23 protein-coding genes and 1 pseudogene are annotated in these 22138 nt (G+C 29.4%); 9 read left to right on the forward strand and 15 right to left on the reverse strand.

What is annotated here, in order from left to right; genetic code table 11:
* Positions 1-89 precede the first annotated feature (89 nt).
* From dsbD to AJ888_RS04660, 3 genes and pseudogenes are all read left to right on the forward strand, one after another.
* On the forward strand, positions 90-1793 hold the full coding sequence (gene dsbD, locus AJ888_RS04650) for a protein-disulfide reductase DsbD (protein ID WP_002861307.1): 1704 nt from the start codon (positions 90-92) through the stop codon (positions 1791-1793).
* Positions 1790-2454 (forward strand): annotated as a pseudogene (locus tag AJ888_RS04655) (MOSC domain-containing protein). Before dsbD ends, AJ888_RS04655 begins: the two are co-directional and overlap by 4 nt.
* Positions 2455-2504: 50 nt before the next feature.
* A complete protein-coding gene (locus AJ888_RS04660) occupies positions 2505-3848 on the forward strand; it encodes a sodium-dependent transporter (RefSeq protein ID WP_070296149.1) in 1344 nt (447 codons plus the stop codon).
* Here AJ888_RS04660 and AJ888_RS04665 read toward each other — a convergent pair.
* From AJ888_RS04665 to peb4, 5 genes are all read right to left on the reverse strand, one after another.
* Positions 3840-4715, reverse strand: a complete 876-nt coding sequence (locus AJ888_RS04665; protein ID WP_044779328.1) for a 1-aminocyclopropane-1-carboxylate deaminase/D-cysteine desulfhydrase — start codon at positions 4713-4715, stop codon at positions 3840-3842. The two genes, AJ888_RS04660 and AJ888_RS04665, sit on opposite strands and share 9 nt — an antisense overlap.
* Positions 4702-5655, reverse strand: a complete 954-nt coding sequence (locus tag AJ888_RS04670; RefSeq protein WP_070296150.1) for an OmpA family protein — start codon at positions 5653-5655, stop codon at positions 4702-4704. Before AJ888_RS04670 ends, AJ888_RS04665 begins: the two co-directional genes overlap by 14 nt.
* Entirely contained in the window at positions 5652-7094 is a 1443-nt protein-coding gene (locus AJ888_RS04675) for a MotA/TolQ/ExbB proton channel family protein (RefSeq protein ID WP_002861303.1), read from the reverse strand. The genes AJ888_RS04670 and AJ888_RS04675 overlap by 4 nt, the downstream gene beginning before the upstream one ends.
* A 94-nt stretch (positions 7095-7188) precedes the next feature.
* Positions 7189-8253: a class II fructose-bisphosphate aldolase gene (fbaA, locus tag AJ888_RS04680; RefSeq protein ID WP_002861302.1), complete on the reverse strand. Its 1065-nt coding sequence runs from the start codon at positions 8251-8253 to the stop codon at positions 7189-7191.
* Entirely contained in the window at positions 8253-9074 is an 822-nt protein-coding gene (gene peb4 / locus AJ888_RS04685) for a peptidylprolyl isomerase PEB4 (RefSeq protein ID WP_002931939.1), read from the reverse strand. The genes fbaA and peb4 overlap by 1 nt, the downstream gene beginning before the upstream one ends.
* A gap of 80 nt (positions 9075-9154) precedes the next feature.
* Between peb4 and nth the strand changes: the two genes are divergently transcribed.
* The 5 genes from nth to AJ888_RS04710 are packed head-to-tail and all read left to right on the forward strand — an operon-like array spanning position 9155 to position 11782.
* Positions 9155-9781, forward strand: coding sequence for an endonuclease III (gene nth, locus AJ888_RS04690; protein WP_044779333.1), 627 nt, complete (start codon positions 9155-9157; stop codon positions 9779-9781).
* Positions 9778-10428 (forward strand): DNA/RNA non-specific endonuclease, encoded by a 651-nt coding sequence (locus tag AJ888_RS04695; protein ID WP_044780003.1) that lies wholly within the window; start codon positions 9778-9780, stop codon positions 10426-10428. Before nth ends, AJ888_RS04695 begins: the two co-directional genes overlap by 4 nt.
* A 10-nt stretch (positions 10429-10438) precedes the next feature.
* On the forward strand, positions 10439-11071 hold the full coding sequence (locus tag AJ888_RS04700) for a trimeric intracellular cation channel family protein (RefSeq protein WP_002861298.1): 633 nt from the start codon (positions 10439-10441) through the stop codon (positions 11069-11071).
* A 58-nt stretch (positions 11072-11129) separates the two neighbouring features.
* Positions 11130-11570: an EexN family lipoprotein gene (locus AJ888_RS04705; protein ID WP_070277248.1), complete on the forward strand. Its 441-nt coding sequence runs from the start codon at positions 11130-11132 to the stop codon at positions 11568-11570.
* Entirely contained in the window at positions 11561-11782 is a 222-nt protein-coding gene (locus AJ888_RS04710; protein WP_072225837.1) for an EexN family lipoprotein, read from the forward strand. Before AJ888_RS04705 ends, AJ888_RS04710 begins: the two co-directional genes overlap by 10 nt.
* On the opposite strand, the gene cmoA is transcribed toward AJ888_RS04710, so the two are convergent.
* Genes cmoA through AJ888_RS04760 form a run of 10 tightly spaced genes read right to left on the reverse strand, consistent with a single transcriptional unit; the run spans position 11772 to position 20936 of the window.
* Positions 11772-12482, reverse strand: a complete 711-nt coding sequence (cmoA, locus tag AJ888_RS04715; RefSeq protein ID WP_072225838.1) for a carboxy-S-adenosyl-L-methionine synthase CmoA — start codon at positions 12480-12482, stop codon at positions 11772-11774. The two genes, AJ888_RS04710 and cmoA, sit on opposite strands and share 11 nt — an antisense overlap.
* Positions 12469-13323, reverse strand: coding sequence for a bifunctional riboflavin kinase/FAD synthetase (locus AJ888_RS04720; protein WP_070233256.1), 855 nt, complete (start codon positions 13321-13323; stop codon positions 12469-12471). Before AJ888_RS04720 ends, cmoA begins: the two co-directional genes overlap by 14 nt.
* Entirely contained in the window at positions 13289-14050 is a 762-nt protein-coding gene (locus AJ888_RS04725) for a TlyA family RNA methyltransferase (RefSeq protein ID WP_070296151.1), read from the reverse strand. Before AJ888_RS04725 ends, AJ888_RS04720 begins: the two co-directional genes overlap by 35 nt.
* Entirely contained in the window at positions 14047-15051 is a 1005-nt protein-coding gene (locus AJ888_RS04730) for a hypothetical protein (RefSeq protein ID WP_079860372.1), read from the reverse strand. The genes AJ888_RS04725 and AJ888_RS04730 overlap by 4 nt, the downstream gene beginning before the upstream one ends.
* The gene (gene ligA, locus AJ888_RS04735; protein WP_070296152.1) at positions 15032-16975 is read right to left on the reverse strand and encodes an NAD-dependent DNA ligase LigA; all 1944 of its coding nucleotides are present in this window, start codon (positions 16973-16975) and stop codon (positions 15032-15034) included. Before ligA ends, AJ888_RS04730 begins: the two co-directional genes overlap by 20 nt.
* Positions 16976-18118: a dihydropteroate synthase gene (folP, locus tag AJ888_RS04740; protein ID WP_070276040.1), complete on the reverse strand. Its 1143-nt coding sequence runs from the start codon at positions 18116-18118 to the stop codon at positions 16976-16978. It abuts the gene before it with no gap.
* 1 nt (position 18119) lies between these two features.
* Entirely contained in the window at positions 18120-18719 is a 600-nt protein-coding gene (locus AJ888_RS04745) for a DNA polymerase III subunit delta' (RefSeq protein ID WP_002880295.1), read from the reverse strand.
* A 5-nt stretch (positions 18720-18724) separates the two neighbouring features.
* Complete coding sequence (locus AJ888_RS04750; RefSeq protein WP_070296153.1) at positions 18725-19261, reverse strand: HobA family DNA replication regulator; 537 nt, start codon at positions 19259-19261, stop codon at positions 18725-18727.
* Positions 19262-20464: an aspartate kinase gene (locus tag AJ888_RS04755; RefSeq protein ID WP_070274079.1), complete on the reverse strand. Its 1203-nt coding sequence runs from the start codon at positions 20462-20464 to the stop codon at positions 19262-19264.
* A gap of 1 nt (position 20465) precedes the next feature.
* On the reverse strand, positions 20466-20936 hold the full coding sequence (locus tag AJ888_RS04760) for an RNA pyrophosphohydrolase (protein WP_044794063.1): 471 nt from the start codon (positions 20934-20936) through the stop codon (positions 20466-20468).
* 101 nt (positions 20937-21037) lie between these two features.
* On the opposite strand from AJ888_RS04760, the gene hemW reads away from it, so the two are divergent.
* On the forward strand, positions 21038-22105 hold the full coding sequence (gene hemW, locus AJ888_RS04765; RefSeq protein ID WP_070296154.1) for a radical SAM family heme chaperone HemW: 1068 nt from the start codon (positions 21038-21040) through the stop codon (positions 22103-22105).
* Positions 22106-22138: the final 33 nt, after the last annotated feature.

The raw sequence follows: 22138 nt of genomic DNA on the forward strand, positions 1-22138 counted from the left end.
AAACCTTTATAAAGTATTTAAAGTAAATTTATCATAATAAATTATAATTGAAGCTAAAGATAAAGGAAAAATAAGTTTTTAGGAAATTTATGCGTATTTTTGGTATTATTTTATTAAGTTTTTGCTTATGTTTTGCTTCTATATTGTCTTTAAATGAAGCTTTTAATGTAAAATCAAACTCTTATAATAATTCTATCTCAATTGATATTGAACTTGGAAAAGATATTTATCTTTATTCTAATAAACTTAAATTATATATAAACGAAAAAGATATAAGTTCTTTGATTAATCTACCTCAAAGCTCTACAAGAGGCAATGAAAATGTTTATTATCAAAAATTAAATTTAGCTTTGCCAAATTTACTACTAGAGCGCTTTGCAAAAAATACCACAAATTTAATCAAACTCGAATTTCAAGGTTGTTCTGAACAAGGCTTGTGTTATAATCCTCAAACTTGGTACTTTGATCTCATTTCTAAAAAAGATGCTTTTGAAATTTCAAAACCTTACAAAACTCAAAAAACAGATAAAAAAACTAAAATTGAATCTGAAGAAAGCTCTATAGCAAATTTTTTAGCAACAGATAACTTTTTTTGGATTTTGCTAAGTTTTTTTGGCTATGGACTTTTACTCTCCTTAACACCTTGTATTTTACCTATGATTCCGATTTTATCTTCTCTTATCGTAGCAAAAAGTAATGCTAAATTTTCAAAAAAACATAGTTTTTTTCTCTCTTTTATCTATGTTTTTTTCATGTCTTTAGCCTATGCTATTGCTGGAGTTATAGCAAGTTTTCTAGGAGCAAGTATTCAAGGAATTTTACAAAAACCTATTATTTTAATACTTTTTGCTCTAATTTTCATAGCTTTTGCTTTTGCTATGTTTGGAGCTTTTCGTTTTGAATTGCCATTAAGATTTCAAACCTTTATACATAAAAAAAGCGAAAAAGGAAAGGGAGTTGTAGGTATAGCTATTATGGGATTTTTATCTGCTTTAATAGTAGGTCCTTGCGTAGCAGCCCCTTTAGCAGGTGCTTTAATTTATATAGCCAATACAGGCAATGCTTTATTAGGTGGTAGTGCGCTTTTTATCATGAGTTTTGGCATGGGTATACCTTTGCTTTTCATAGGCTTAGGATTAGGTTTTATTAAACCTGGTTTTTGGATGGAAAAAGTAAAAATTTTCTTTGGTTTTGTTATGTTGGCTATGACTATTTGGATACTTTCTAGAATTATTGAAGAAAATTACATTTTAATTGCCTATGGAATTTTAGGTGTATTTTTTAGTGTTTTTATGGGAATTTTTGAAAAAAGTTTTACAATAATTTCTAAAATTAAAAAAAGTATTTTAATTCTTATTTTAGCTTATTCTCTAAGTATTTTCCTAGGGGGACTTTTTGGGGCTAAAAATTTCTTAAATCCTTTAAATTTCAATACTATATCTGCCTCAAAACCTACTTTAAGCTATGATTATATCAACAATTTTGAACAATTAAAGCAAGAAATACAAACAAATACAAAGCCCATAATGCTTGATTTTACTGCATCTTGGTGTGAAAATTGCAAACTTTTAGATGAATTAACCTTTAGCGATGAAAGAATCATACAAAAAATGCAAAATTACAAACTTATCAAAGTTGATGTAAGCGAAAATAATAATGAACAAATTAAAACCATGAAAGAATTTAATGTTTTTGGCCCACCTGTTTTAATTTTCTTTGAAAATGGAAAAGAAAAATTAAAAATCACGGGTTTTATCAGTGCTGATGATTTATTAAAAAAACTAGAACCATGAAAATTCAAAGTTTGCAAATAGGGAAAATTAAAAACTATAAAAATTTCCAAAACGCATTTATTAAAGATATTTACCTAAAAAACACAAATTGATTTTCTAGGTATTTTAGATGATCAAATAGCTAATAAAATTCATCATGGAGGCTACCATAAGGTATTTTTACCAACTCTTGTCAAAACTATCCTATATGAGAAAGATTTCTTAATAAAAAGCTAAATTTTGGCTCAATGGGTGAAAATTTGAGCATCAATGGGCTTTGTGAACAAAATGTTTGCATAGGTGATATACATCAAATTTCAAATGCAATACTGCAAGTAAGCGAACCTAGAAAACCTTGTGTAAAAATTTCTAAAATTCACAATAATCCAAATTTTACACATGAAATTTTTAAAACGGGCTTGAGTGGATGGTATTATAAAGTTTTACAAGTTGGACAAATACGAAAGCATGAAAACATTAAAATTTTAGAAAAAAATTCTACTTCACTTAGTGTATTTGAACTCAGTCAACTTTTTTACTCCCCACATCAAGCTCTTAGACAAAATCCGATTTTTTAGATAAATTAGAAAAATTAAACTCTCTCATATCTCAAAATTGGCACGAAACGATACACAAACGCTTAAAAAATACTTACGATATAAGCTATATGGATAGCTTATAAGTTTTTAAAGTTATTTTTAGGTAAAATAATTCTTTTTCGAAAGGATAATCATGCAAAGACAAACATGGAGTAGCACACTAACTTATATTCTAACAGTTGCTGGAGCAACCATAGGATTTGGAGCAACTTGGCGTTTTCCCTATCTTGTAGGAGAAAATGGTGGCGGTGCTTATGTATTAGTTTTTTGTATAGCTATGATTATCATAGGCATTCCTGTTATTTTAGTTGAAAATGTCATAGGCAGAAAAGCAATGACAAATAGCGTAGATGCTTTCAAACAAAAATGGCAAAGTATTGGATATATGGGACTTTTAGGAAGCTTTGGCATAATGGCTTACTACATGGTACTTGGAGGATGGGTTTTAGTTTATATTTGGGAATTAACCCTAGGGAATTTTAGTCTTGCCAATGTAGCAAGCAAAGAATTTACTCATCAGTTTTTTAACGACAAAATAGCCTTCAATCCTTTAGGAGTTGGTATTTTTACCACTGTTTTTGTAATTATTAATTATATTATTTTAAAAAGAGGCATTATAGATGGTATAGAAAAATCCGTCAAATTTTTAATGCCTTTATTATTTATCTGTCTTATTATTGTTGTGGGACGCAATTTAACCCTTGATGGAGCTATGGCTGGAGTTAAATTTTATCTTGAACCTGATTTTAGTAAAATTTTATCATCAAAACTTTTAATCGATGTTTTAGGGCAAGTCTTTTTTGCTTTATCCCTAGGTTTTGGGGTGATGATAACACTTTCATCTCATCTTAATAAAAATGAAAATATGGCAAAAACCGCTATTTATACAGGGGTTTTAAATACCATTATAGCTGTTTTGGCTGGTTTTATGATTTTTCCAGCACTTTTCTCAGCAGGACTTGCTCCAGATAGCGGGCCTTCTTTGGTTTTTGAAACTTTACCTATAGCATTTTCTCATATCCATTTTGGTACCATTGTGTGTATTTTATTTTTTGTCTTACTCTTGATTGCAGCTTTAACCACAAGCTTGCCAATTTATCAAGTTATTATTAGCGTATTAGAAGAAAAATTTAAATATTCTAAAAATCTTTCTATTAACCTAACTCTAGGGTTTATCTTCATACTTGGCAATCTTCCTTGTATTCTAACTTATGGGCCTTGGCGTGACATTGTTATCATCAAAGGAAAAAACATTTTTGATAGTTTTGATTTCATTAGTGGAAATATTTTGTTTGTTTTAACTGCATTTTTTTGCTGCATTTATGTAGGTTGGATTTTAGGCAAACAAGAAAGTTTAAAAGAACTTAGCAATAACGATACACTTAAAAGTCCATGGTTTGGAATTTGGTTTTATTATGTAAAATATATAGTACCTTTGATTATTTTAATCATTTTTATCTATGGAATTTTAAACTAATTTTTTAAATTTATATCTCTCTAACATAGTGGAATTTCCTAAAATTCCACCTTGATGTATATAAAGCAATGGTTTTTTCCACTCTTGTTTTAATGCTATACTTAATCCTAAAATATCATACAACAAGTCAAATTCTATATTGCACTTTAACTTTAAATCCATATAAAGCTCATAAAATTCTTTATACGGCTTAGCAAAGTGATATTTTTTATCACTTGTTAAAAATTCTAAATTTGAAAAATCATAGCTTGGATCTAATGTTAAAATTTGTTTTTTAAGATATTTAATATCACCTACACAAGCGCAAGTAAATACTTTAAATTTAGAATACTTTGCCAAAAAAGCTGCCGAAGTGCCTGTACCCGAAGGTAAAAAAATATCAAAATCAAGCTTTAAACTTTGACTTTGCATTTGAATTTCTTGAGCAAGTTCCATATAGCCATATTGAGCTTCTAAATTAGCTATGCCTTGTTCTATAAAAATATCATCTTTTTTACACAAAGACAAAGCAAATTGCTTTAAGGATAAAGAATGGATATTTTCTACAAAATCAACACCATTTTCTAAAGCTAAAGCATAGTTTCCACAAGGATTATTCTTAAGAAAAGTAGAAATTTTTTCACAAGCAAAAACAAGCTTACATGATCTTTGTTTAGCAAAAATACTTAATGCCGCCAAAGCATTACTTTGGCTTCCTCCATAACTTACAAAAGATTGATTTTTAGGATATCTTTGATGGATATAAAAAGCAAGTTTCCTAGCTTTATTTCCATTAATTTCCCCTAATAAATCATCTCTTTTAATATAAAATTCAAATCCGTTAAAATTGATTTTTTGTATAGGACTAATTGTTTTAATGAAATTCAAAGAATTTTTCTACATCTTTTAAAGCATTATCATTTTTAATGCTAAATTTTATCTCTATGCGACGACTCTTATCCTTATCTTCAACTCCGTTGACAAACACAGGATCTGAAAAAGAACGTCCACTTGCCATTAAAAGCTTTTGAAGCTTATCACTCTTATAAAAAGTATAGATAAAATTCATCACCTCATAAGCTCTTTTTTGCGACAAATCTAAATTATAAATATAAGATCCATCACTATCAGTATGTCCTTCAATAATGATATTTTCAATGTTAGAAGAAATTTTTGGATCTTCAAGAATAGCATCAAAATATTCGCTTAAGATTTTTCTCAAACTTGCCTTTGCCTCATTTTTTAACACATAAGAATCTTTATCAAAAAGTACTTCAGCAGGCAAAGCAATAGATCCTGTCTTTTCATCTATAGTGATATTATCATCAAGTTTGCTTTGTAATTCCTTGCTTAAATTTTCACGAATCAAACCAAGATTTTGCACCTTTTCTTTAGCTTTTTGAAAATCTTCTTGTAAATTTTTAAGCTCTTCATCTTTTTTCTCTAGTTGACCTAGTAAAATCAAAATTTGCTTATCTTTATTATCTAAAGTTGAGTTTAAATCTTTGCTTAATTGCTTGTAATTTGTAATATTAGCCTCTAATTCTGCTTTTTGAGAATTAGCAAGATTTAAAGCACTAGAAGCATTGTTTAAATCAGAACTTAGTTTAAACACTATAGCTTCTTTATTTCTAAGCTCTTCTTTGCTCTCCTCTAAGCGTGCCTCTTGTTTATTGAGATTGTCTTTGATTTCTTTTAAATCACTTTGAGTTAAAACATATTTTACAACAATAGCTCCTATTAGCAAAATAAAAACAAACAGCAATCCCGCCATTAAATCAGCATAAGCTATCCAAAAATTGCTATCTTCTTTTGACTCATTTTTCATTTATTTTCTTTATCTTCATTTTTTAGTTCATTATTGCTTTCTTGCTTAGATATTTCTGCTTGAATTTTATCTTGATTTTCTTCAGTCTTAGACTCTGAAAAATCTTCTATTTGTTTAGTTTCATTTTTTTTATTCTGATTTTCATCCCCAGAAAGCTTACTCATCATTTGACTTGTTTCTTCATCAAGTGCTTTCATTTCTTTTTTAAGCTCATCCATCATTTTGATTTTAGCATCGATACTTTTTTCTTCTTCATATACTTCCTTAAATTTATGCATACCTTCAAACAAGCTTGCTTTAAATCCCTCAAAAACCTTTTCTTGACTTTCCAACATTGCTTTTTCATAAAGTTCAAAATTTTTACCAAAACGCTCTACTTTTTCATCGAATGCACTTAACGTCTTATCAAGATGATGAATTTTATCACTACTGATATCGAGCAAGCGATTATATTGTTCTGACATTCTTGTATTGATTTCTTTCAAATTTTGATTGAGCAAACCTATGCCATTTAACATTTCACTATAAAGCTTTCCAAGATCGCGTTGATCTCTTTGTGCTTTACTAAGCTCACCCATGGTTTGTTTGATGTGTTCACTACTTAATCTAATAGCCTTTTCTTCTACATTTAGCATATCTTGAAAAATGCCAAATTTTCTATCAATAGCATGATCAAGCTCTGCAAAAAAATCATCATTACTAACTTGTTTAAAAATTGCTCCAATTTTTTCAAAATGTTGCAAACTCTCGGTTAAATATCTTTGATCAAGCTCTTCTTTTGTCCAAAAAAATCCGCTTGTGGCGTTTTTTTGACGATTTAGCAAACGATCTATTTTACTTTTACCATATTTTTCAAAAAACATCCACCATAATGCAAGAAAAATTCCATAAATTGAAACATAAAAAGCAGTTCCTACTCCACTTAACAAATCTGCAATTTCTTGTTCTAAAGCAGCTGTATTACTAGAGCTAAAATTTGGCATTGAAAAAGCTATACTGATAAAAGTCCCTAAAATTCCCATCATTGGAAAAATTGCCGAACCTATACTGGCAAAGTTCTCATTTCTTGCACCTTTAATATATGCATAAGCAAAGTCATCAAAATTGGCATTTGATTTCGTGTCTTTCCCTATGGCAAGAAAATGCCTCATAATATGTCTTTTTAAAGCCTGTTTAAATTCATCTTTTTGTTGTTCAAAAATACTATACGCATACTCAGCACTATGTCTAGCAAAAATCAATGCTGTAAAAAAAATCACACCTGTCATAATAACCGTATGTAATTCAACCTTAAAGTCAATTACATTAAAATAACCCAATAAAATCAAAATATAAAGAAAAGCTGGAATAAAAATAATTTTAAAATAAACCAAAGAACCTCTTGCATCTTTGCCTTCAGGCAAAACAAGTTCTGAAATTTCATCTGATTTAATCTCCATGAAACCAATACCTCAATAAAAATTTTATTTTAAAGATTGCTACTTAATTTGATAAAAATTTTTAAAACAAAATAAAACTAAGCCTTTAAAATGCTTAGTTTTTGTTTATACAGTTTAAATCTTCAAAAGCGACTTCAAGACGCTTTATCATGCTTTCTTCACCACTCCTTAACCAAACACGCGGATCATAGTATTTTTTATTTGGCTTGTCATCACCTTCTGGATTTCCAATTTGTCCTTGCAAATAAGCCCTATTTTTAAGTTCATATTCACGTACCCCATCCCAAAAAGCCCATTGGGTATCTGTGTCAATATTCATCTTAATTACGCCATAGCTTACTGCATCTTTAATATCTTTTAGCTCACTACCACTACCGCCGTGAAATACAAAATTTATAGGCTTATCACTATTTAAAGCAAATTTATCTTTTACAAATTTTTGTGAATTTTTTAAAATTTCAGGTTGTAAGCTAACATTTCCTGGCTTGTAAACTCCATGTACATTTCCAAAGCTTGCTGCAATTGAAAATTTATCACTAATTTTTCCAAGTCTTTCATATGCAAGTGCTACATCTTCTGGTTGGGTATAAAGCTTGGAATTATCAATACCTGTATTATCCACTCCATCTTCTTCACCGCCTGTACAACCTAGTTCTATTTCAAGCGCGACACCTAAAGCATCAAGTTTTTGAAGATAAACTTCACATGTGTTAAGATTTTCTTCTAAACTTTCTTCGCTAAGATCAAGCATATGAGAACTAAATAAAGCTTGTCCATGGGTTTTTTTATATTGTGCATTTGCCTCAATAAGCCCATCAATCCAAGGCAAAAGTTTTCTTGCGGCATGATCAGTGTGTAAAATCACAGGTACACCATAAGCTTTAGCAAGTAAATGTACATGTTTAGCCCCACTAATTGCACCTAAAACTTCTCCATTAGGACAATTCTTCCCTGCATAAAATTTTGCCCCACCATTTGAAAACTGGATAATAACTGGAGAGTTAACTTTTTTTGCAGCTTCTAAAACTGCATTAATAGAATCAGTTCCTACAACATTAACAGCAGGGATAGCAAAACCCTCTGCTTTAGCATAGTCATAAACTTTATTAAGCTCATCTCCGCTAATCACCCCTGCTTTTACAATGTCTAAAACACCCATTATTTATATTCCACTTTAGCACTATTTAAAAGATCTTGGCCTTTTTGATTGATAACTTTTTTAAATTCTTCAAATTTAAGTCCGTTTTCAATACCTTGTTTTACTTCATCAAATTTGATTTGACCTTTAGCCTGCGAATTTTCTTTTAAGATTACATGATAGCCAAAATTCGTTTTTATTGGAGTTGTAGTAATAGTACCATTTTTAAGTGCAAAAGCAGCATCTGTAAAAGGCTTTACCATAGTTGATTGATCAAACCAACCAAGCTCACCACCTTGGTTTTTTGAACCTGGATCAATTGATTTCTCTTTAGCAAGCTCACTAAATTTAGCATCTAGTTCTTTACCTTTTAAACCTTTAAGTTCGTTAATAATATCCTTAGCTTCTTTTTCTGTCGCTACTAAGATATGTTTTGCTTGCACTCTCGCAGGTTTTACGTATTTGTCTTTATTTTGATCATAAAAAGCTTTAACTTTAGCCGCATCAATTTTAATTGTATTTAAAATTTTCTCTTGATAAACATTAACAAGTATTGCATCTTTTGCACGATCAAGTTCTTTTGTGTATAAAGGATCTTTTTCTAAATTTTGTTTTTTAGCATCTTGCAAAATTAAGTCTTGCATAATATACTGCTGAATAAGAGCTTTTTTTTGATTATCTGGCAAAGTTTTAAAATCCTGTCCTCTAAGCATAGGGGCAAAAAATTCACTTACTTCTGTATCACTAATGCTCTTGCCATTAACAGTGGCTACTGTAGCTGCATTTACATTTAAAGCTACACCTGCAATCAAAGCTGCTGCAACTAAAGAAATTTTTTTCATTGGGTTTCCTTTTTAATAAAATGTATATAAAATCGATTATATCTAAACTTGGTTTAAAGCTAATTAACTAAAATTAAAAAATGAAAAGAAATTTAGAAATCAAAGAGCTTTTTTTAAAACATTTTGAGAAACCTGTAACAGAACTTAAATTTTCAAATTTATACGAACTATTAGTCTGTGTGATGCTTTCAGCCCAATGCACTGATAAAAGAGTTAATCTCATCACTCCTGATCTTTTTAAAGCTTATCCTGATATCAAATCTCTTGCAAATGCAAATTTATCAAGCCTTAAAACCTACATACAAACTTGTTCATTTTTTAATAATAAAGCACAAAATCTTATAAAAATGGCAAAATCAGTTTGTGAAAATTTTGACGGAGAAATTCCCCTTGAAGAAGAGAAATTAAAATCCTTAGCAGGCGTGGGACAAAAAACCGCCCATGTGGTTTTAATAGAATGGTGTGGAGCAAATTTCATGGCTGTAGATACTCATGTTTTTAGAGTTTCTCACCGCTTAGGACTTAGCAAAGCAAAAACTCCAGAAGCTACAGAAGAAGATTTAACACGCATATTTAAAGATAATCTTAACTATCTTCATCAAGCCATGGTTCTTTTTGGACGCTACACTTGTAAAGCTAAAAAACCTTTATGTAAAGAATGTTTTTTAAATCATCTTTGCAAAAGTAAAGATAAGGAACTTAAATGAAAATTTTCATCTTTTTACTCGCTATATTTCTTAATATTTTCGCCTTAGAATCTTACGAGCCTAGTGCTGTTTTTTCTTCTTATTTTAACAACATAAATTGCTCGCAAATCTTAGATAAGTTTTTTTATCTAAATTGCTATGATTATAAACTCAAAGGTACAAAAGCCGTTGCTTATAAAGTAGAAGCTTCAAATTTAAAAAATAAACAAATTAAAAAACGCCCTCGCTTTGAAGATGATACAAATATTCCTAAAAAATACCGCACTACTTGGAGTGATTATAAAAACAGCGGCTACACGCGAGGACACACTGCACCCAATGCTTCTTTTAGCTTTAGTAAAGCTGCCCAAAATTCAGTATTTTTAATGAGTAATATTACCCCACAAAATGCGCAAATAAATAATATAATTTGGAATGAAATCGAACAAAGAGAAAGAAATTTGGCTTTAAAATTTCAAAGTATTGAAGTTTTAAATTTAGTACTTTACGATAAAGAACCACAATACATTAAAAACCGTATTGCTATACCAAGTTTTTATGTAAAAATTATTAAAACTCCGAAATTTAAAGAATGCTATCAAGTACCAAACCACGAAGTAAATGATGAAAATATTAAACAGTATCAAATAAATTGTGATAAATTTTAAGGTATAAATTATGGAGATAAATGCTCTTACAATAACCACTCTTTATATCATAGGTATTTCCGCAGAAGGAATGACAGGGGCTTTAGCTGCAGGACGCCATAAAATGGACCTTTTTGGAGTTATTTTTATTGCTCTCGTAACAGCAATTGGAGGTGGAAGCATACGAGATGTGCTTTTAGGACATTATCCTTTAACTTGGGTTAAACATCCTGAATATATTATTTTAATCTGTTTTTGCGCCCTTATAGCCACAAAAATTCCACGTGTAGTAACCAAACTTGAAACTTTATTTCTAACTCTTGATGCTATAGGACTTGTTGTTTTTAGCATACTTGGAGCTCAAATAGCCATAGATCAAAATCATGGGTTTATCATAGCCGTTGCTGCTGCTGTAATTACGGGTGTTTTTGGTGGAATTTTAAGAGATATTTTATGTATGAGAATCCCTTTGGTATTTCAAAAAGAAATTTATGCAGGAATTGCCATAATTGCAGGAGCAATCTATTATTCTCTAATAATGTGGCTTGAGCTTAATGCTCTAGTTTGCACACTTTTAACTCTTTTTATAGGAGTTATTGCAAGGCTTTTAGCTATCAAATATCAATGGTCTTTACCTATTTTTTCTTATAATGAAGAAAAATAATTTATCGTTGCTTTATACAAGTTTGCTAAGATGCTAAAAATTTTTAGGAGATTGATAAATGCAAAGACTAAGTATTTTACTTACAATTTTAATAATTATTAATATAACAGCTTGCGATAGCAAAACAGAAAATTACTACAAAAATCATCCTAGCGAAGCAAAAGAAAAAGCAAAAGAATGCAAAGAAAGCGGAACTCTTAGCGAAGATTGTATTAATGCATTAGAAATTGGTATTAAGCCAACAAATGAAGAGAGTAAATACAGTCCAAACACACCAAAAAAATCTGATAATCAGATATTAGAAGCTTTAAAACAAAATGATTTAAAAAAAGAAAAAATCACAAAAGATATTAACCAAAGTTCAGAAAATAATGAAAGTATTATAATGCCGCCCATAGCAGAAACACCTTCTGAAATTTATCCTTCCAAAACAACAGAAAACAATCAAAGTTCTATCTTTAGTGATGATATTAATATAACACAGGAAAAATTACCATGAAAATAACTCTTTTTTTAAGCCTTATTGGTATATTTTTTGCAGCATGCGAACAAACCAAAAGTGTAGAATATTATCAAAATCACCCTGAAGAAGCAAAAAAAAGAAGTTTAGAATGCAGGCACAAAGCTATCATCAGTCAAGATTGTGTTAATGCGTATAAGGTAGGTTTTCCAAAAGATGAATGGGAAAATGAAAATATCTCTAATCCTTAAAAGCTATAAAAGTTTCAAAATTTGCCCATTTAAAAATACTTTCTATTTTCTTAAAACCTGCCTTTTCTAGCATGTTTAAATTTTCTTTTTGACTATAAGGAATTAAAACATTTTCTAAGGCTTCTCTTTTAGCTGCAATTTCAAATTTAGAATAGCCTTGTTTTTCTTTGTAGTCTGCATAAAGTTCTATGATATTTTTAGACAAAAAAGCATCTTCATAAAGGATTTTTTCACTCATAATCAAAATGCCTTTAGGATTTAAATTTTTATAAATTTTATCAAGCAATTCCTGTCTTTTAGGAGGACGAATAAACTGCATGGTATAATTTGCCACAAAAACATCGCAAGTAAAAAAATCAAATTCGCATAAATTAGCTTCAAAAAAACTTATATCAAGTCCATAAGCTTTAGTTTTTGACTTTGCAACTTCAAGCATAGAAGCAGAATTATCCACGCCAAAAAGTTTAAAATCCTTTCTTAGATTTGCCAACAAAATCAAAAAATTAGCACTTGAACAGCCCAAATCACAAATACTTGCATTTGCAAGTAAAATTTTAGCCAATAAATTAGCACAAAGTTCTAAATTTTCCCTATAAAATGGTACAGAACGATTAATCATATCATCAAAAACACTAGCCACGCTTTTATCAAATTCAAATTGTTTTTTAGGGCTTTGTTTAAAAAGTTCATCTTTCATCATTTTTCCTTAATAATTCTCTAGCTTGTTCTATGTCTTTGGCAATTTGATTTTTAAGTTTTTTTAGATCTTGAAATTTCTGATTCTCTCTTAGAAAAGATATAAACTCAAGTTCGAAAAACTCCCCTTGTGTGAAATTTTCACCCAATTCCTCTAAAATATGACTTTCTATGGCAAAATTTTCATCGCTTGATCTTACACCTAAAAAACTCACACTTTTATAAATATTTTTTTGGCTTTTTAACAAAGTAGCATAAACACCATTTTGAGGCAAAAAATAGCCTTTACAATCTAAATTTATAGTCGCAAAAAGTTCTTTAGAGCCCAAACCTTGTCCTTTAATCAACTTTCCTTTAATACTATAATCTCTTCCTAAAAATTCTTTTGCTTTTTGTAAATTTGCTTTTGATAAAAAATCCTTAATTAAACTTGCATGAACACCTACTCCGCCTATACTAAATTCATCAACTATTATAGTTTTTATCCCACTTAAAGACTCAATATCTTTAGCACTATAAGCCCTATTTTTCCCGAAAGAAAAATCATATCCCACTACTATAAATTTCAAATTGATAAATTCTTTTTTCAAAAAGCTTAAAAAATCTTTACCATCTAAAGATTTTATACTTTCAAAATCCACTTCTATAACTTTTTTTCCTGAAATTTCTTCTTTTTGACGATTTGAACAAAGAAATTGACCCTTAAATTTATTAATAACCAACAAAGCCCCATTCTCATCTAAACATTTTACAAGTTTTAGATGCCCTAAATGTATACCATCAAAACAACCTATAGCTAAAGAAGTAATATTAATTTTTGATATAGTAGTAAAAATATTCAACATTACCTTCCTTTCCTTTAATGCTTGATTTTTGCGTATTTTTTAAAAGCCAACCTAACTTAGCACATGCTTTTTCAAAATCCATTCTTGCCTTTAAGATTGCCTTGTCATCTTTTAAAACACCTTTTTTATCTCTTTTGATATTTTTTCCCACTTCAAACTGAGGTTTAAAAAGTAAAATAATTTCCTTTAAAGCTAAATTATCGATATAATAAAGTAAATTAATAAGAGAAATAAAACTCACATCACAAGTAACAAGTTCAAATTTTTCTTCACTTTTAAAGGCTCTAAGATCTGTATTTTCATGCAAGATAATTTTTTCATTTGCTCTTAAATTTGAATGGAGTTGATTGCTACCTACATCAAGGGCAGTGATTTTTAAAGCCTGATTTTCAAGTAAAATTTGCACAAAACCGCCCGTGCTAGATCCTATATCAAGACAATTTTTATGTTTTATTTCAATATCATTTTCTTCTAAAAAATTTTTTAATTTCAAAGCTGCTCTTGAAACATAAATTTCACTTAAAAGATCCAATTTTAACTCATTGGCTAAAAGTATATCTTCAAGATTTAAATCTTGCGTTTTTTTTAAATTTTCTAAAAAATTTTTCACATCAAAAGAAGCTTTAAAACTTTTACTATTAAGTAAAATCTCTTCATTTTCTATAAGCTCTAAAGCTTTATTTCTACTGATATTTAAACGCTTTGAAACAAAAAAATCAAATCTCATTTTAAACTCTCATTTATTCTTTTTTCCAAGTCTTCTTTTTCTTTAGAAAACCACCAAATTCCTATTTCAAAAGCATTTTTTTTAAAAATTTCTCTAAGATCTTTAAGATCTTTTTCAAAAAGATCTTTTTCTTTTTGAATTAAACTTAAGTTATTATCTTTTAAAAAATTAAAATTATTCATCCATAAAAGTATTTGTTCTTGTTCAGATTTTAAGGCATTATTTCTTTGCTCTTTTAAAAAATAACTTCCTAAAACCATGATAAAACATAAAAATAAAACAATTATTTTTATGTTTATTTTCAAAACAAAATTAAAAACAAAAGCCAAAAGAGAGCAAAACATAAAAAAATTAAAAAAATCAAAAATAAAATTTAAAGCTCTAAAGCTCAAATATCCAAAATGAGAAAAAATAAAAAGTTTTAAATTTGAAACAAAATACAAAAATTCAGATAAAAAATCAAAATAAACAAAAGAAGCACTCTTATAAGCAATGATTTTCCTAGAAAAAAGTTCTAAATTTAAAAGCTCATTGTAAGTAAAAAAAAGCCCATAAAATGCATAAAATAAAGCAGTAAAAAAACTAGCGATAACAACTATTCTAAAGTCATTATAAGCATTATCTACAAATTGCAAATGTAATTCTTTTTTTAAAAATATCATCAATAAAGGCAAAATTATAAATATAAAAACAAAATCAATTTTTTCAAGATTTAAAAAATTTAAAAATAAAGAAATAAGTCCAAAAATCGCCAAGAAAAAACTAAAAATATAAAGATAAAAATCCCCCATACTAACACGATAAAACAAACTTCCCTTAATCAAAGTAGCTTCTTTTATAATATTTTTTCTAAGCTTTAAAAATAAAAAGAATTCCCAAAAAAGTGTTAAAAAAATAGGAATTAAAAAAAATAAAGAAAAAGCACTCCTTTGCCAAGTTAGCAAAAAGCCAAAAAGGCTTAAAAGCGTTAAAATATAAGAACTATTCTTTAACAAGCTCATTAAAAGCACTTTCATCTATACATTTTACTTCAAGCTCTTTAGCCTTACTAAGCTTAGAACCTGCCTCTTCTCCAAAAAGCACATAGTCAGTCTTTTTAGAAACCGAGCCGCTTACCTTACCCCCAAGCTTTTCTATCAAAGCCTTAAACTCATCTCTTGGACGCGAAAGAGTACCTGTAATCACAAAAGTTTTACCAAAAATCACACCATCGCTTTTGATTTCAAGTTTTTCTATTTTCAAATTTAAAAGCTTGTAAAACTCATCAATTCTTGTATGATTAACGCGCGTAAATTCGCAAAGACTTAAAGCCATTTGCTCTCCAAAACCTTCTAAATTAGTATAAGCTTCAAAGCTTTGCTTGTGCCACTCTTTACCAAAACTTAAGCTTAATTTTTTAGCCGCAACCTCGCCAATATGCTCTATCCCTAAAGCTGTGATAAAACGAAAAAGCTCACATTCTCTTGCATGTTCTATGGCGTTTAAAAGATTGTTGATTTTCTTTTCCTTAAAGCCTTCCAAACCTTCAAAATCACTAAATTTTAAATGAAAAATACTCTCAAGTGTAGTGATTTTTTTGTGTTTATATAAAAGCTCTACTATATTTTCTCCAAGTCCGTCGATATTAAGACATTTTTTAGAAACAAAATGAATGATAGAATTTACAAGTCTATCTTCACAATCTATATTTTGACATTTTATTAAAGTTCCTTCATCCAAAAGCTCACTTTGGCAAGTAGGACAAAGTTTAGGGCGTAAAATTTCCATCTCTAAACCTTCTCTACGCTCTTTAAAAACCTTAGTAATTTTAGGGATAACATCGCCACTTCTTATCACGCTTACAAAATCATTGATTTTAACATCAAGTCTTGCAATCTCATCAAAATTATGAAGGGTGGCTGATTTTACTACAACCCCATCTAAATTTACAGGCTCTAAAACCGCCACAGGAGTGATCACCCCACTTCTTCCTACTTGTAAATTTACCCCTGTTAAACGCGTGGTTTTTTCAAGTGCAGGAAATTTAAAAGCTGCCATAAATTTTGGAAATTTTACCGTATAGCCTAATTCTTCACAAAGCGCAAGATCATCAACTCTTACCACCATTCCATCCATCATCATAGGCTTTTTTTCTCTTAAAGCTAAAAGCTCATCATAAGCTTTTAAAACCTCATCTAAATTAGCGCAAAGTCTTACAAAATCATCTTTTAAAAAACCAAGCTCTCTGATAAATTGCATCACCTCACTGTGTTTAGTAAAATTTAAGGTATTTTCCCCTATTCCCCAAGGATAAAATTTCAAATTTCTTTCTTTAGTGATGCTTGTATCAAGCTGCCTCAAACTCCCGCTTGCAGCATTGCGTGGATTAGCAAATAAACTTTGATTTAAAAGAGCTCTTTTTTCGTTGATTTTCTCAAAATCATCTTTTAAAATCACCACTTCTCCACGAATTTCTATCCTTTCTTTATAGGCTATATTTTTAGGTATATTTTCTATCTCAAAAACATTAAGTGTTATATCCTCGCCCACTTCGCCATCACCTCTAGTGGCACCGCTTACTAATTTACCATTTTCATAAAGCAAATTTAGACTCGCTCCATCAAATTTAGGCTCTATAAAAAAGTTTTTTTCACATTTTGCACGTTTTGCCCAAGCCCTAAGCTCACTCTCATCAAACACATCTTCCATCGACCACATACGCTTTAAGTGAGCTATTTTTTTAAACTCGCTTTGTATGGCAGGAGCTATTTTTTGCGTTGGAGAGTCTTTTGAAATTTCATCTTTGTTTTGTTCTTCAAAAACTCTTAATTCTCTGATTAAAGCATCGTATTCTTCATCACTAGCCAAGGGTTCATCTTTTTCATAATATGCCCTCATCCACAAATTTGCTAAAGCAACTTTTTCTAAATACTCTTCTTTTTTCATCTAAACTCCTATATTGTCCATTGCCTGCACTAAAGCAAAAAGTTGTTTGTGCTCGTATAAATCATGCACTCTTATAATACTAGCACCATTTTCAAAAGCCTTTAAATGCAAATACAAAGTTCCTGCTAAACGATCTTTAATCTCGCTTTGAAAATACGCATTAATCACACTTTTGCGACTCGCACCTATAAGTAAAGGTTTATTAAATTGCAAAAAATGCTCTAAGTGTTTGATTAAAATCATATTATGTTCCGCACTCTTTCCAAAACCAATACCTACATCTAAAATACTTTCTTTTACTCCAAAACTTTCTAAAAGTTCAAGTTTTTCTTTAAAAAACAAAGTCATCTCATCGAGCAAATCTTCATAAAAAGGATTATCTTGCATGTTATTCGGATTGTTTTGCATGTGCATTAAGCAATATTTTGCCTCATATTTACTTGCAAGTTTAGCCAGATTAAGATTTCTTAAACTTGTAATATCATTTATAAGTTTAAAACCCTTATTTAAAGCATATTCTAGACAATATTCATCAAAACTATCTAAACTAAAAATCGCTTTTTCATGATAATTTTTCTCATAAATTAAATCAAGTACTTTTTTTAGTCTTTTAAATTCCTCTTCCTTGCCACAATACTCACTCCCAGGTCTCGAACTAACCGCACCTATATCGATATACTCAGGCTTTAAAGCAAGAAAGTCATTAAGCCTTTTTTCAAAGTCTTCTTCACTCACACGACTTTTTGCATTAAAACTATCTTCATTGACATTAATCACTGCCATAAGCTCAGCTTTTTTTGGTTTTAAAAAATCTTTTTGCAAAAAAAGAGCCAAATTTTTAAGTCCAAAATCTTGAAGTTTTTCTTTAGCAATAAGTTTTTGAATTTGTTCTTTACTTGCCATTAAAAGTGCATTTGAATGAGTGATTTTTGCGGTAATTATTTCTTTATGGGTGATGAGCTCAGCTCCTACTCTTAAGGCATCTTGTTTTAAAATATTTGCTGCAGGAGTAGAAATATCTTTGATAAAAATAAAATGAATTTTTGTTTTTTTACTCATAATCTTTTGCCCCATTTTATGAGGGTTTATGAAAGAACAAAGTAAATTAAAATCGGTATTTGGATTGATTTTAAAAAATTTCATTTTATTTCTTTGTATAGTAATTTAGCAAAAGAGTAGCTAAAAGCACCCCACTTTTAGAATTTAATTTTGCAAGCTCATAGCTTTCATAAAAGAACTCTAATTCTTCAGCATTAAAATCTTTATATTTTACACATTCTTTAGCAAGTAATGCAATTTGTTCCATAAGTTCATTTTTATCCAAATTTTCATTTTTTTGCAAAAAATCAAAAAGCATTCTTAAATCCATTCTTTTAAGATCCAAATCAAGTTTTTTAACCTCCTTTTCAACTTTTCTTTTTTCACAAATAAGACGTGATTTTATAGTGGGCAAAAGTAAATTTTTAGAAGGTACCACGATAAGAAATTTAATATTTTTTGGAGGTTCTTCAAGAAGTTTAAGTAAAAAATTTTGTGCTTCTACCCTATAAGAATCCGCCATTAAAACAATAATTTTTTCTTCAGTTTCTGCGATATAGCTTTCTTTTTCAACTGCTCTTGCATCATCGAGTAAAAATTCATTTTGTGGCATAAAAAATCTTAATTTTTTAATACCAAAATTATTAATCATTTCTTCTTTAATACCTAAAAAATCTTCACTGATAATAATCTTACTAATAAACAAAATATTTATCCTAATTGCACCTTGGAAAATAATATTGCATCCAAACTTACATCAAAAAGTTGATATAAACTAATAAGCTTGATATCCAAGTCTTTATCTTTAGAATTTAAATAAAAACTATCTTGCAACTGCTCATCAAAAAGCCACAATAAACTATCATCTCTTGATTTAGCGATTAAAGATTTATTATCAGAAGCACTTCCTATATAAAAATACACATAACCATTAGGAAAAGAAATGTCAAGCAAGTCGTTAAGCAAAGCTATATCCTCTGAACTTTGCACTTTCTTTTTACATAAAGAATTTAACGACACAAAAGGAAGCATGGGACGAGCGGCTTTTGAATTTATATTTTTTAAAAAATACTCTTCATACCAAGATCTTTGTTCATCACATATTAAGACAAAAGTGCGTCCCTCTAAAAGATATTTAAGCCTTGCAGCCATCAAAGGAGCCCATTCTAAACGACGCGACTCCAACCATGCCATAAAAGCTCCGCCATTGCGAATATTTTCAAGGGTAAAACTTAAAAAATCACTCATTTATTTATCAAGCCCATAGCACTCATGTAGTGCTCTAACTGCAAGTTCTCCGTATTTTTCATGAACTATCATCGAAATTTTTATTTCACTAGTAGAAATCATACCAATATTAATACCCTCATCAGCTAAAGCTTTAAAAGCTTTACTTGCCACTCCTGAATGTGATTTCATGCCTACGCCGACTATAGAAACTTTTACTACAGCACTATCACTTTCTATAGTTGTTTTTGAGCTTAAAATTTTTTGCATAGCATTTTTGACTAATTCAAGTTCATTTTGAGGAACCGTAAAACCCAAATTTGTAGCGCCATCAACTCCAACATTTTGTATAATCATATCTACATTAATATTTTCATTTGCTAAAACAGAAAAAATTTCAGCTGCGATTCCAGGCTTATCTTCTACATTTCTTAAAGTCACTCTTGCTTGATTTTTATCCAAAGCAATACCACTTACTAAAGCTTGTTCCATTCCATCTTCCTTTGTTATCATTGTTCCTTCGTTATTGTTAAAACTACTTCTAGTTACTAAGTTAACATTTAATTTTTTTGCAAGCTCTACAGAGCGATTTTGCAAAACTTTTGCACCCAAACTTGCAAGTTCAAGCATTTCTTCATAAGAAATTTTATCCAATTTCTTTGCCTTTGGTTCAATTCTTGGATCTGTTGTATAAACCCCATCAACATCGGTATAAATTTCACACAAATCCGCATTTAAGGCACCAGCTACTGCCACAGCACTTAAATCGCTTCCACCACGCCCTAAAGTAGTTACATTACCTTCATCATCTACACCTTGAAAACCTGCTATAACGACTATTTTACCATTTTGAAGTTCTGATTTTATCGCTTTTGTATCAATATGATGAATTCTTGCCTTTGTAAAAACACTATCTGTAATAATTCCCGCTTTTCTCCCAGAAAATGATATAGCAGGATAACCCTTTTCATTTAAAGCAATAGAAAGTAAAGCGCTTGTTACACGCTCTCCACTGCTTAAAAGCATATCCATATCTTTACCATTAGGGGTTTTACTAAAATATTCAGCTTGCTCGATAAGAGTATTTGTCACCCCACTCATTGCAGATACTACAACAACAAGTTGATTACCCTGTTGCGCACTTTGGATAACCCTATTGGCTACTGCTTCGATACGCTCAAGTGTTCCAACGCTTGTTCCACCATATTTTTGAACTATAAGCATTTTAGATATAACCTTTCTCTTCAAAATATTTGATCACTTTAACATAAATATTTTTTTTAAAATGATTAATCATTTCAAAAATTTGTTTAACACTCACAAATTGATAATCATCAAATTCAGGATGCTTGGTATTGATATTGATTGTAGCACTGTGCTTTAAACGCACTAAAAAATATTTTTGAATCTGTCCATCATAAGGATACATTTTTTTAACAATTTTACTCGGAAAATCATAACTCAACCATTCTGGATACTCAGCAATGATTTCAACCTCATCGGTGCCTATTTCTTCTTTTAGTTCTCTAAATAAAGCGTTTTTGACACTTTCACCTTTATCAATACCTCCTTGTGGAAATTGCCAAATATTATCCATATCACTTCTTCTAGCTATAAAAATCTTACACTCAAAAGGATAAGAACTTGACAAAATAACAGCTGCAACATTTGGTCTATAATTTTTCTCGTTTTCCACAATATTTTTCCTTAATTTAAAGGAAATAATTTTAACCTAAATCAAATCAAATTTTTATTAAAATACATTAAAAAAATTTAATAAAATATTTTAGGGTTTTTATGCATTTTTATATCCATATTCCATTTTGTGAAAGCAAATGTAATTATTGTGCTTTTACAAGTTTGAAAAAAAATGATTATGAAAAAGCCTATTTTAAGGCTTTAAAAGAAGATATTATTTTTCAATTAAAACAATTTAACATTCAATCAAATCAAATTAAAACCTTATTCATAGGCGGAGGAACACCAAGTTGTGTTGATGCGTATAATTATGAAGATATTTTTAAAATTTTATATCCTTTACTAGATAAAAATGTAGAAATTTCATGCGAAGCTAATCCCAACTCAGCAACATTAAATTGGCTTAAAAATATGAAAAATCTAGGAGTTAATCGCATTTCTTTTGGAGCTCAAAGTTTTCATCCTAAAAAACTTCACTTTCTTGGAAGAATTCATAATCAAGAAATGATTATCAAAACATTAGAAAACGCAAATAAAGTAGGTTTTAAAAATATCAATTTAGATCTTATTTATGATACAAAATTAGACAATAAAAAAATGCTTGAATTTGAACTCTTATACTTAAAACAAATCAAGGCTTTAATCACACACCTTAGTGCTTATAATTTAACCATAGAATCAAACACAGCCTTTACCAAAAAAGAACACTTTAAAAAAAATGCTCCTAATTTAATGAAATTTTTCATCAAGCAACTCCTAGAACTTGACTTTTTTCAATATGAAATCAGTAATTTTTCAAAAACCAAAGCCCAAATTTGCAAACATAATCTTGCTTATTGGCAAGGAAAAAACTACCTAGCTTGTGGATTAAGTGCGGTAGGATTTTATGAAAACAAGCGTTTTTATACAGCAAAAAATTTAAAAAATTACATAGAAAATCCCACTTTTAGATCTATAGAGCAGCTAAGTTTTAAAGACTTGAATTTAGAACACCTATTTTTAGGACTTAGAAGTATAGTAGGGATTGATGAAACAAAACTCAATCAATGGCAAAAAGACAAAATAAATATATTATTAAAAGAAAAAAAACTTTTTTACAAAAATAAAAGATATTTTAATCCTAATTTTCTCATTAGCGATGAGCTTGCTTTATATCTCTCATCTTAAATTTAAGTTTTTTAAGTAAAATATTTATTTAAA

The organism is Campylobacter sp. BCW_6467, from assembly GCF_001762855.1.
Classification (GTDB): domain Bacteria; phylum Campylobacterota; class Campylobacteria; order Campylobacterales; family Campylobacteraceae; genus Campylobacter_D; species Campylobacter_D jejuni.

Coding starts and splice junctions, on each gene's coding strand:
- dsbD (WP_002861307.1), top strand. CDS start 90: ATGCGTATTTTTGGTATTATTTTATTAAGTTTTTGCTTATGTTTTGCT.
- AJ888_RS04660 (WP_070296149.1), top strand. CDS start 2,505: ATGCAAAGACAAACATGGAGTAGCACACTAACTTATATTCTAACAGTT.
- AJ888_RS04670 (WP_070296150.1), bottom strand. CDS start 5,655: ATGAAAAATGAGTCAAAAGAAGATAGCAATTTTTGGATAGCTTATGCT.
- AJ888_RS04675 (WP_002861303.1), bottom strand. CDS start 7,094: ATGGAGATTAAATCAGATGAAATTTCAGAACTTGTTTTGCCTGAAGGC.
- fbaA (WP_002861302.1), bottom strand. CDS start 8,253: ATGGGTGTTTTAGACATTGTAAAAGCAGGGGTGATTAGCGGAGATGAG.
- peb4 (WP_002931939.1), bottom strand. CDS start 9,074: ATGAAAAAAATTTCTTTAGTTGCAGCAGCTTTGATTGCAGGTGTAGCT.
- nth (WP_044779333.1), top strand. CDS start 9,155: ATGAAAAGAAATTTAGAAATCAAAGAGCTTTTTTTAAAACATTTTGAG.
- AJ888_RS04695 (WP_044780003.1), top strand. CDS start 9,778: ATGAAAATTTTCATCTTTTTACTCGCTATATTTCTTAATATTTTCGCC.
- AJ888_RS04700 (WP_002861298.1), top strand. CDS start 10,439: ATGGAGATAAATGCTCTTACAATAACCACTCTTTATATCATAGGTATT.
- AJ888_RS04705 (WP_070277248.1), top strand. CDS start 11,130: ATGCAAAGACTAAGTATTTTACTTACAATTTTAATAATTATTAATATA.
- cmoA (WP_072225838.1), bottom strand. CDS start 12,482: ATGATGAAAGATGAACTTTTTAAACAAAGCCCTAAAAAACAATTTGAA.
- AJ888_RS04720 (WP_070233256.1), bottom strand. CDS start 13,323: ATGTTGAATATTTTTACTACTATATCAAAAATTAATATTACTTCTTTA.
- AJ888_RS04725 (WP_070296151.1), bottom strand. CDS start 14,050: ATGAGATTTGATTTTTTTGTTTCAAAGCGTTTAAATATCAGTAGAAAT.
- AJ888_RS04730 (WP_079860372.1), bottom strand. CDS start 15,051: ATGAGCTTGTTAAAGAATAGTTCTTATATTTTAACGCTTTTAAGCCTT.
- ligA (WP_070296152.1), bottom strand. CDS start 16,975: ATGAAAAAAGAAGAGTATTTAGAAAAAGTTGCTTTAGCAAATTTGTGG.
- folP (WP_070276040.1), bottom strand. CDS start 18,118: ATGAAATTTTTTAAAATCAATCCAAATACCGATTTTAATTTACTTTGT.
- AJ888_RS04750 (WP_070296153.1), bottom strand. CDS start 19,261: ATGAGTGATTTTTTAAGTTTTACCCTTGAAAATATTCGCAATGGCGGA.
- AJ888_RS04755 (WP_070274079.1), bottom strand. CDS start 20,464: ATGCTTATAGTTCAAAAATATGGTGGAACAAGCGTTGGAACACTTGAG.
- hemW (WP_070296154.1), top strand. CDS start 21,038: ATGCATTTTTATATCCATATTCCATTTTGTGAAAGCAAATGTAATTAT.